This window comes from Flavobacterium sp. 40-81 (assembly GCF_001898245.1).
Classification (GTDB): domain Bacteria; phylum Bacteroidota; class Bacteroidia; order Flavobacteriales; family Flavobacteriaceae; genus Flavobacterium; species Flavobacterium inviolabile.
Window position 1 is genome coordinate 31,470 of the sequence record NZ_MKTM01000039.1, and the last position, 9,421, is coordinate 40,890.

Here is a 9,421-nt window from a genome sequence, read left to right on the forward strand (position 1 = left end):
GGAGTGGGTAACAGAACCGATTTACTTTGTTAAAAAATGATTATTAGCGGTATAAATTTTAAATTTTTCAAATGAGCAAATTCTGTGATTAACAAATTTATTGTACTTTTACCACCCAAACACAACACTTCATTATGAGTCAAAAAATATTGCTTACTTCGAAAGAAGTCAATATCATTCTGCATCGTTTGGCCTGTCAGTTAATCGAAAAACACCTTGATTTTTCAAATACAATTCTTATTGGGATTCAGCCGAGAGGTAAATATTTAGCAGAACGAATCAAACAACTTTTAGAAGAAGAATACCACGTAAACCATGTTCCGCTGGGATTTTTGGACATTACCTTTTTCAGAGACGATTTTCGTAGAAATGAAAAACCGCTGGAAGCCAACAAGACCCAGATTGATTTTCTGGTAGAAGATAAAAAGGTCGTTTTTGTAGACGATGTTTTATTTACCGGACGCAGTATCCGTTCGGCTTTGACCGCTATTCAGTCTTTTGGCAGACCGTCAGAAATTGAACTACTGGTATTGATTGACCGTCGTTTTAGCCGTCATTTGCCAATACAGCCGGATTATCGCGGCCGTCAGGTAGATGTAATCAACAACGAAAAAGTAATCGTAAACTGGAAACAGAACGAAGGAGAAGATGAAGTACTTTTAGTGTCTAAACCTGTAACTAACAACTAACTAACCCGCAACAACACAACAATGAAAGAGTTAAGTGTCAATCATTTACTTGGAATAAAATATATCAACAAAAACGATATTGATTTAATCTTTGAAACGGCAGATCATTTTAAAGAAGTTATCAATCGTCCTATCAAAAAAGTACCGTCTTTACGGGATATAACCATTGCCAATATCTTTTTTGAAAACAGTACCCGTACCAAATTATCTTTTGAATTAGCACAGAAAAGACTATCGGCAGATGTGATCAGTTTTTCTGCTGCACAGTCCTCGGTTAAAAAAGGAGAAACGCTAATCGATACCGTAAACAATATCTTATCGATGAAAGTGGATATGGTGGTGATGCGCCACAGCAATCCCGGTGCCGCCCATTTTTTATCCCAAAATGTAAAAGCGAGTATTGTGAATGCCGGCGACGGTGCACACGAGCATCCTACGCAGGCTTTACTGGACAGTTTTTCTATCCGGGAAAAATTGGGAGAAGTAGGCGGAAAGAAAGTGGTGATCGTAGGGGATGTTCTGCACTCCCGTGTAGCCTTATCAAACATTTTTGCTTTGCAGATGCAGGGTGCAGAAGTTAAAGTATGCGGACCGAAAACCCTGATTCCGAAATATATTGAAAGTCTTGGAGTAACCGTTGAACCAAACCTGCGTAAAGCATTAGAATGGTGTGATGTAGCAAACATGCTTCGGGTGCAAAACGAACGTATGGATGTGAACTATTTCCCATCTACAAGAGAATACGCACAGCAATATGGTGTTGACAAAGCCTTACTGGATTCGTTAAATAAAGAGATTATCATCATGCACCCGGGACCAATTAACCGCGGGGTGGAAATTACATCGGATGTTGCCGATTCGCAGCAATCCGTAATTTTAAACCAGGTAGAAAACGGGGTTGCTATCCGAATGGCGGTTATCTATTTATTAGCCTCAAAAATCAAATAATACATAATGAAAAAATGGCTGGTTTTACTTCTAATCCCTTTTCTGTTTTCAGGATGTACGCTGGCAGAATTTTTCTGTATTAGAAATTATACCAACAAACCCATATTAATAATGTTTCCCCGGCATGTTTTCCATAACGGCTATGAAATATTAATAAAACACAGGCTCATTGATGAAACGGAGATTAAAAGTGATTTGTTTTTAAAAGGTTTTATAACGCATAAGACTGACATTAAAAATAATAAGATTACTTTTATTATTCCGGAAAAGAGTACTGTTTACCTGGAAAGGTTTAAAAAAAGTTTTAAGCATATAACGATTAAACCGGCTGCAGCCAATAAAGACTATATTGTTAAAAATAAAAAACAGATTTACAAACCTAATATGATGAGTGCTGTATATTGCACAGATATAGAGGAGGTTAAAAACTAAAGGAACTTATTTTGTTTTGATAATGAATGAAGATAATAAGAAAAAAATTGCTTTAGGCTTTATTTTAGGATTTGCAGTGATCTTTACGATAATCATTGGCGTAAAATACCTGATGAAGCCTTCTATCGATAATGATCTGATATCCATGTCGCATGAAGTGAACCGGAAGTGTCCTGTTTTTGTTGACAAAGAAACCCGTCTGGATAATGCCAATGTTTTACCCAATAAAGTCTTCCAGTATAATTACACCCTGGTCAACCTGGTTAAAGAACAGGTAGATGTAGACGAAGCACAGAAAGTTATTGCCCCTAATCTGATTAATAGTGTAAAAACCAGCCCTGATATGAAAAAATTCAGGGATAATAATGTGAAACTTATTTATGCTTACCGGGACAAAAACGGTAAATCCCTATTTAAAATATTCATCACTCCGGAAATGTATAATGATTAAAACGCCCGGAGTTCATAAAAAATAGTAATTTAGCAGTTGTATTGATATAAAAGACTCATTTTTATAAGCACATGAAAGTAGACGAAAAAGGACATACTATAATTATTAAAGACACTGAAGGGGAAGTAAATACCTTTTTAGAAAAGGTGAGCAGCCAGCACAATAATTTTAAAGATTTTAACCTGGTTTTAGATGTAACACAGGATAAAAGTGTCGATTTAAAAGCGATTAAACTGTTTACGCCTTTGTCTAAAATACATAAAAAAGGAAAGAAATCCTTTGTGATCGTAGCGGAAAATATCGATTTCAATGATGTTCCGGCTTCGCTATTAGTGGTTCCGACACTTTTAGAAGCGCATGACATGATTGAAATGGAAGAGATAGAGCGCGATTTAGGATTTTAACCGCAAAACTGCCGATGAAACTGACCATATTGGGCTGTTATGCCGCAACACCACGAACAATTACCAATCCGACAGCACAGGTTCTGGAAATTAAAAACCGGATGTTTCTGATTGACTGCGGTGAAGGAACACAGGTACAGCTTCGGAAAAATAAAATAAAATTCTCCCGTATCGAGCACATCTTTATTTCCCATTTGCATGGCGACCATTTCTATGGCCTGGTGGGACTGATTTCTACCTTTATGCTGTTAAACAGGGTGAGCGATTTACATGTTTACGGACCAAAAGGAATCAAGGAAGTTATTTTACTGCAATTGCGGCTTTCCGGCTCTTTTACAGGCTATAACCTGTATTTCCATGAATTGGAAAGCACGGAGAGTGAAGTTGTTTATGAAGACGAAAAAGTTATTGTGAAAACAATTCCTTTAAAGCACAGGGTTTATACCAATGGCTTTTTGTTTCAGGAAAAAAATAAAGAACGCAAACTCGATATCAATACCATATTAAACTACAATATTGAACAGTGCTATTACCAGAAGATCAAAAACGGTGGTGATATCACTTTAGATGACGGCACGGTGATCCCTAATGCCAAACTTACATTTGACCCGGAACCGGAAAAAAGCTATGCGTTTTGCTCCGATACCGTTTATGATGAAACCATAGTACCGTATCTTAAAAACGTAAGTGTTCTATACCACGAAAGCACCTTCCTGGAAACGGAAGCACATCTGGCAGGAAAAACCATGCATACCACGGCAAAACAGGCAGCAGCGATTGCAAAGCTTGCCAATGCCGGTCAGCTGGTTATGGGACATTATTCCACGCGGTATGAAAGCATAGCGCATTTTAAAGAAGAAGCACAAACCATATTTCCGCATATTTTATTGGCAGACGATGGTAAGTCGTTTGAATTCTAATGGTTAACCATCCTTATAAAACAAGGGTTTTTCCGTTTGAAAAAGCTAAAAACGCAGTAAATTAGTGCTCTGAAATTTTTTACTTTAAAGTCATGAGTGATTTAAGCAACTATAGAAAATCCTACGAAAAGAAAGCCTTAGTGGAAACGGATATACCGGAAGATCCGATTAACCTGTTCCAGAAGTGGTTTTATGAAGTAGAAGAGTTTGGTGGTATTGAAGAAGTAAATGCCATGACGGTTGCGACTATCGGTTTGGACGGATTTCCAAAATCGAGAGTCGTTTTATTAAAAAAATTCAACGAAGAAGGCTTTATTTTCTTCACCAATTATAATTCCGAAAAAGGGAAAGCCATTTCCCATAATCCGCATATCTGTCTGTCTTTCTTTTGGCCCACAGCCGAGCGCCAGGTAATCATTAAAGGCATAGCCGAAAAAACATCGGAGCAGGTTTCTGATGGTTATTTTGACAGCCGTCCGGACGGAAGCAAACTGGGTGCCATTGTTTCGGCCCAAAGTGACGTAATTCCATCACGGGAATACCTGGAAGAAAATCTTAAAAAACTGGAACAGGAATATGAAGGAAAAGAAATTCCGCGTCCACAACATTGGGGCGGTTTCTTGGTTCGTCCGGTAGAAGTGGAATTCTGGCAGGGAAGACCCAACCGCCTGCACGACCGCATACGCTATAAATTGCAGGAAGATTACTACTGGAAAATAGAACGGCTTTCGTCGTAAAGCCCATTTTAAGGTTTAAGTGTTAAAATTTAAGGTATTTTATCGATTTTTTTTGCAGGTAATCGATATTAGGATACTTTTGTACCTGTTATTTGCTGTTATATAGACAGTTATAACATGCCCCAATATTACATACTTAAACTATTAAATGTATATGAAGCTATTTCGTTGCACATTACTTGTGTGCTTTTTTATGATGTTGATTTCCTGTTCAACGGATAGTGCTAATGAGACGATCGACACGCCTAAAGTTGTAAATGATTTTACCTATAATCAGGAAGAACTTCAGATTGAACAAAAATTAAACAGTTACAGAGCCAGTAAAGGACTGGCACCTTTGAGCAGAATCAATCATATATCGCATGTTTCGGAAGGACATGACAATTATATGATTTCAACTAAAACAGTTGACCATTCGTATTTTGAAGAAAGAGAGCAGAACTTAAAAGCCACATTAGGAGCGAAAAGAGTAGGCGAGAACATCGCTTACGGTTACAGCACTATTGATGCCACTTTTAACGCCTGGCTAAACAGCGATCTTCATAAAATGAATATCGAAGGGGATTATACCAATTTTGGGGTTGCTGTGCGAAAAGATGCAAACGGTGATATGTATATCACCAATATGTTTATCAAAAAATAACCAACCAGGAGTATACAATACAAAAGCATCCTTTTTGAAGGGATGCTTTTGCTGTTAATAGGGGGGCTTTATTACATTTTTATAACAATAAATTCACTGCGTCTGTTTTTCTGATGTTCGGCTTCCGAGCAGGGAACACCATCCGAACAACCGTTAACCAATCGGGTTTCGCCATAACCTTTAGCCGTTAAGCGGTTTCTTTCGATACCGTTTTTAACCATATACTCTAAAGTCGATTTGGCTCTTCGGTCGGACAAACGTTCGTTGTACTGGTGTGTCTGACGGCTGTCTGTATGGGAACGGATATCCACGACCATAGTCGGATGTTCTTTCATCACGGCAATTACTTTTTGTAAATCTACAGCGGCATCCGGACGGATATTCCATTTGTCCAGGTCAAAATAAATGATTTCGATATCCAGTACTTTTGCCAGATCGGTTCCCACTTCAATCGGGATAACGCGTTTTTCAAGGGCAATATCCACAACCGTTTCCCCGGATTTGGCCGGTATGGTTACATTTACTTCTTTGGTTTCATAATCGGTATTTTCAGCCCTTACATAATATCTCTTATCACAATCGATGGTTTCAAAAGTATAATGTCCGTTGCTATCGGTCATCCTGCTGCCCATTTCCTTCATATTGGAATCAAACAGGGTGACTTTGGCATTCAAGAGCGGTAAACCGCTTTCTTTATCGGTAATCGTACCTTTTAAAATCTGGTCGCATCGCAGTTCCCGGAATTTATAAATATCATCCGATCCCATTCCGCCTTCACGGTTCGAGCTGAAATATCCCATTTGTGCCCGGGTATCCACGATATAAGCAAAATCATCTTTAGGACTGTTCACGGGACTTCCCAGATTTTCCGGAGCAGAAAAACTGCCGTCAGCATTCATTTTAGATTTGAAAACATCCAGTCCGCCAATGCCCAAATGACCGTCGGAGGCAAAGTACAGCTCATTTTTCAGCGATACAAACGGAAAGGATTCCCTGCCGGTAGTATTGATTGTTTTACCGAGGTTTTCCGGTTTACCATAGGTTCCGTCGCTATTGATGGCTACTTTATAAATATCTGAAGCACCGGATGTTCCCGGCATGTCTGATGAAAAATAAAGTGTTTTTTCATCCGGGCTTAACGCCGGATGCGCCACACTGTAATTGTTGTTGTTAAACGGCAATTCTTTAATATCGTCCCATTTTCCGTTCACTAAAGACGCTTTATAGATTTTCAGCTTGATAATGCGGTCGCTGCTTTTTCCTTTTTTACCATCGTTATAATTGTTGCGGGTAAAATACATCGTGTTTCCATCTTTGGTAAATACCGGGGTCGATTCATGAAAACGGGTATCTATCGAGCTTGAAAATTTTACGGCAGGATCTAAAAAACCTTCTCCTGCAATCCTGGCCGTATAGAGTTTTGTAAAATACTGGTTGGTCCATTTGTGTTTTCTTTGAAACACGCCGCCGGTATCGCGGGCAGAAGCAAATACCACATCTTCTCCGTAGAAAGCTGATCCGTAATCGGAATATTTCGAATTCGTACCGGAATTTTCAACCTGGTAGCGTCCGGAATCTTTGGATAACCGCTGGATATAATCGGGATTAGCCAGCAGCTCCTTACCGATAGGATCATTTGTTTTCTGGGAGAACGTTTGCAGCATCTTATCGGCTTCATCATATTTCCCTACAGATTTCAGTGCCTGGGAATATCGGAAATAATATTCCGGATCCACAGCCTGGTTAAGGGCAAAAAGTTCCCGGTACCATTTTTCAGCTTTATCCAGTTCTCCGTTGAAATAATAGGCATTTCCAAGTTTTTCAAACAGATTAACGGATTTATATCCTTTATCGGCTACTTTTTCATAAACGGCAATAGCATCAATATAGGCATATTTGTCATATTTCTTATTGGCATTATTGAGCCTCGAATTCTGAGCAAATCCTGAGAGCATACCAATAAAAGTAAATAGAAGTATAGTTTTGATTTTCATGACGTCAGGGTTTTAAAAGAATCGGGGTGTTAACACTCTGTTGTAGTTGTTCAAAAATTCAAATCGCAGGAATATTTCATGGGAACCGGAGTTGTAATTTGCCAGGCGGGTTGTTTCCGCATCATAGGCATAACCGATAAACCAGGAATCTGTGATTTGAAATCCGGCCAAAGCACTCACTGCGGCATCCCATCTGTAGGCTACGCCAAGAGTTAACTTATCAGAGATCAGGAAGTTTCCGGAAACATCCACTTGTAATGGTGCTCCTTCAACAGCTTTTACCAATAAAGCAGGTTTGAATTTTAATTCCGTGCTAAAGTCAAATACGTGACCGGCAATGAAATAATAATGCAGACGCTCTTTGGTTACAGAAACCGAATTGTCTTTATAATGTTTGGTTTCCAGAAAGTTCGGAACAGACAAACCGAAATAAGTATTGTCAGAGTGAACGTATATTCCGGTTCCTACATTCGGACTAAAGTCCATGTTAAGGTTCTGGAACTGCGGATCACCCTGGTGCTGAATGTTCAGTTTGTTAACATCGATGCTAAACAGGTTTGCTGTTGCTTTTACGCCAAAGGAAATTTTATAATCCCCGGAAGTCTGGATAGTATAAGATACATCAAGAGAAATATTGTTTTCTGTGGAAGGACCGATTTTGTCATTTAAAAAGGAAAGTCCAAGTCCTACATTAGAATTGTTGATAGGTGTATTGATGGAGGCCGCACCGGTGGTGGGCGCTCCATCTAATCCTACCCATTGTCTTCTGTACATCCCATAAACACTCATTACACCACGGGAACCGGCATAACCAGGATTTATGTTAATGGTATTGTACATATACTGAGTATATTGAGAGTCTTGTTGTGAATAACCTGTCACACTGATCAATATAAAAACGAATATTATAATTTGTGTTTTCATGTACACCGTAATTTAAATTGAACTAAAAAATTGATACGGAACTATCTATTAAGATATAAATAACCTGCTTTATCGAAGTTGGTTCCTTTTTCATCTTTATATTTTAAAATATAATAATACGTTCCGTCCGGTAATTCTGCGCCTCTGTCAATAGTGGCACGACCTTCAGATACACCAGCAAATACTTTGGTGGTATTGTTATAACCATCTGTACTGAACACTAATATACCCCATCTGTTGTAAATTTCAACATTATTTTCCGGATAACATAAAATTCCGTCAATAAAGAAAACATCGTTATAACCGTCATTATTTGGCGATACCGCATTGTAAACCGTGATCGAACAGGCTGGTAATACAATACATCTGTCGTGTACTTCAATATTTATTTCAAATACTTTAGGACAGTCTCCATCCGAGATAGTATAGCGGACAATATAGTTTCCTAAAGCGACCTGATGCGGATTGAAGATACTTCCTTCCAGTGCTGTTCCGGCATTCGGACTTGACCAGGTGCCATTTTGAGCGGTGCCTTCCGGCAGTAATGTGAAAAGATTAACGGGTTCATCATTGATACAGATTGTTTTCGCAATTACGGTTAACGGATTCTCAATACTAACAGTAACCGTTTGGGTAAAAGTAGCTGTATTAAAACAAGTATCGCTTACCGTCCATGTTCTGATAATAACATAAGAGCCGGCGGTTTGATTGCCTGTATTTTCAGAATATACTACCGTTACCGTTGCACCACAATTGTCTGTAAATGTCAATTCCGGAACAGGTGGAATAGCGGTACAAACAGCATTTACTTCCGTTTCTAATGCCGAAGCTAAAACCGGAGCGGTATCATCAGAAACCGTTATCAGCTGTATGCTGTTTGAAGTATTGCCACAGGTATCGGTAAATGTCCAGGTACGGGTAATGATATACGAATTAGGACACTCACCTTGTGTGGTACTATCCTGTCCTTGTACGGTAATTTCACCGGAACAGCTGTCATTCGCAGTCAGACTGATCATTTCCGGAATTTGTCCGCCGCAAGATACAGTTACATCAGCCGGAGCCGTTGGAGCTACCGGAGGAATGGTATCGCTTACATTGATGGTTTGCGATACGGAAGCACTGTTGCCACAGGCATCCACAAAGGTCCATGTTCTGGTAATGCTATAAGAACCGGGACAGTTACCGGGAACAGTGGAATCTTGTCCCTGTACGGTAATTTCACCGGAACAGTTATCATTAGCGGTCAGGCTAATCATCGCCGGAACATCAGTACTAC

The 9,421-nt window shown here is 39.2% G+C and carries 10 protein-coding genes; 7 read left to right on the forward strand and 3 right to left on the reverse strand.

Annotated features, from left to right (window positions below; genetic code table 11):
* The first annotated feature begins 134 nt into the window (after nucleotides 1-134).
* The 7 genes from pyrR to BGO42_RS15355 all read left to right on the forward strand — a co-directional run bounded on the left by pyrR (nucleotide 135) and on the right by BGO42_RS15355 (nucleotide 5,224).
* Nucleotides 135-689 carry a bifunctional pyr operon transcriptional regulator/uracil phosphoribosyltransferase PyrR gene (pyrR, locus tag BGO42_RS15325; protein ID WP_273245887.1) on the forward strand — a complete coding sequence of 185 codons (555 nt, stop codon included), beginning with the start codon at nucleotides 135-137 and terminating at the stop codon, nucleotides 687-689.
* A gap of 21 nt (nucleotides 690-710) precedes the next feature.
* Nucleotides 711-1,637, forward strand: coding sequence for an aspartate carbamoyltransferase catalytic subunit (locus BGO42_RS15330; RefSeq protein WP_177734381.1), 927 nt, complete (start codon nucleotides 711-713; stop codon nucleotides 1,635-1,637).
* A gap of 454 nt (nucleotides 1,638-2,091) precedes the next feature.
* Nucleotides 2,092-2,520, forward strand: a complete 429-nt coding sequence (locus BGO42_RS15335; RefSeq protein WP_273245884.1) for a DUF8479 domain-containing protein — start codon at nucleotides 2,092-2,094, stop codon at nucleotides 2,518-2,520.
* Nucleotides 2,521-2,591: 71 nt separating this feature from the next.
* On the forward strand, nucleotides 2,592-2,924 hold the full coding sequence (locus tag BGO42_RS15340; RefSeq protein WP_177734383.1) for a ribonuclease Z: 333 nt from the start codon (nucleotides 2,592-2,594) through the stop codon (nucleotides 2,922-2,924).
* A 14-nt stretch (nucleotides 2,925-2,938) separates the two neighbouring features.
* A complete protein-coding gene (locus BGO42_RS15345; protein ID WP_273245883.1) occupies nucleotides 2,939-3,844 on the forward strand; it encodes a ribonuclease Z in 906 nt (301 codons plus the stop codon).
* A 92-nt stretch (nucleotides 3,845-3,936) separates the two neighbouring features.
* A complete protein-coding gene (pdxH, locus tag BGO42_RS15350; RefSeq protein ID WP_273245881.1) occupies nucleotides 3,937-4,581 on the forward strand; it encodes a pyridoxamine 5'-phosphate oxidase in 645 nt (214 codons plus the stop codon).
* A gap of 154 nt (nucleotides 4,582-4,735) precedes the next feature.
* Entirely contained in the window at nucleotides 4,736-5,224 is a 489-nt protein-coding gene (locus BGO42_RS15355; RefSeq protein ID WP_177734386.1) for a CAP domain-containing protein, read from the forward strand.
* A gap of 71 nt (nucleotides 5,225-5,295) precedes the next feature.
* Here BGO42_RS15355 and BGO42_RS15360 read toward each other — a convergent pair whose 3' ends face one another.
* The 3 genes from BGO42_RS15360 to BGO42_RS15370 form a co-directional block, all read right to left on the reverse strand.
* Nucleotides 5,296-7,218 carry an OmpA family protein gene (locus tag BGO42_RS15360; RefSeq protein ID WP_273245879.1) on the reverse strand — a complete coding sequence of 641 codons (1,923 nt, stop codon included), beginning with the start codon at nucleotides 7,216-7,218 and terminating at the stop codon, nucleotides 5,296-5,298.
* Nucleotides 7,219-7,230: 12 nt separating this feature from the next.
* On the reverse strand, nucleotides 7,231-8,142 hold the full coding sequence (locus tag BGO42_RS15365) for a PorP/SprF family type IX secretion system membrane protein (protein WP_177734388.1): 912 nt from the start codon (nucleotides 8,140-8,142) through the stop codon (nucleotides 7,231-7,233).
* A gap of 41 nt (nucleotides 8,143-8,183) precedes the next feature.
* A partial coding sequence (locus BGO42_RS15370) for a T9SS type B sorting domain-containing protein (protein ID WP_286749477.1) occupies nucleotides 8,184-9,421 on the reverse strand: 1,238 nt, incomplete at its 5' end.

Excerpts from the sequence above, each read along its gene's own strand:
- BGO42_RS15330 (WP_177734381.1), top strand. The coding sequence starts at position 711 with ATGAAAGAGTTAAGTGTCAATCATTTACTTGGAATAAAATATATCAAC.
- BGO42_RS15360 (WP_273245879.1), bottom strand. The coding sequence starts at position 7,218 with ATGAAAATCAAAACTATACTTCTATTTACTTTTATTGGTATGCTCTCA.
- BGO42_RS15365 (WP_177734388.1), bottom strand. The coding sequence starts at position 8,142 with ATGAAAACACAAATTATAATATTCGTTTTTATATTGATCAGTGTGACA.
- BGO42_RS15335 (WP_273245884.1), top strand. The coding sequence starts at position 2,092 with ATGAATGAAGATAATAAGAAAAAAATTGCTTTAGGCTTTATTTTAGGA.
- pyrR (WP_273245887.1), top strand. The coding sequence starts at position 135 with ATGAGTCAAAAAATATTGCTTACTTCGAAAGAAGTCAATATCATTCTG.
- BGO42_RS15355 (WP_177734386.1), top strand. The coding sequence starts at position 4,736 with ATGAAGCTATTTCGTTGCACATTACTTGTGTGCTTTTTTATGATGTTG.
- BGO42_RS15345 (WP_273245883.1), top strand. The coding sequence starts at position 2,939 with ATGAAACTGACCATATTGGGCTGTTATGCCGCAACACCACGAACAATT.
- pdxH (WP_273245881.1), top strand. The coding sequence starts at position 3,937 with ATGAGTGATTTAAGCAACTATAGAAAATCCTACGAAAAGAAAGCCTTA.
- BGO42_RS15340 (WP_177734383.1), top strand. The coding sequence starts at position 2,592 with ATGAAAGTAGACGAAAAAGGACATACTATAATTATTAAAGACACTGAA.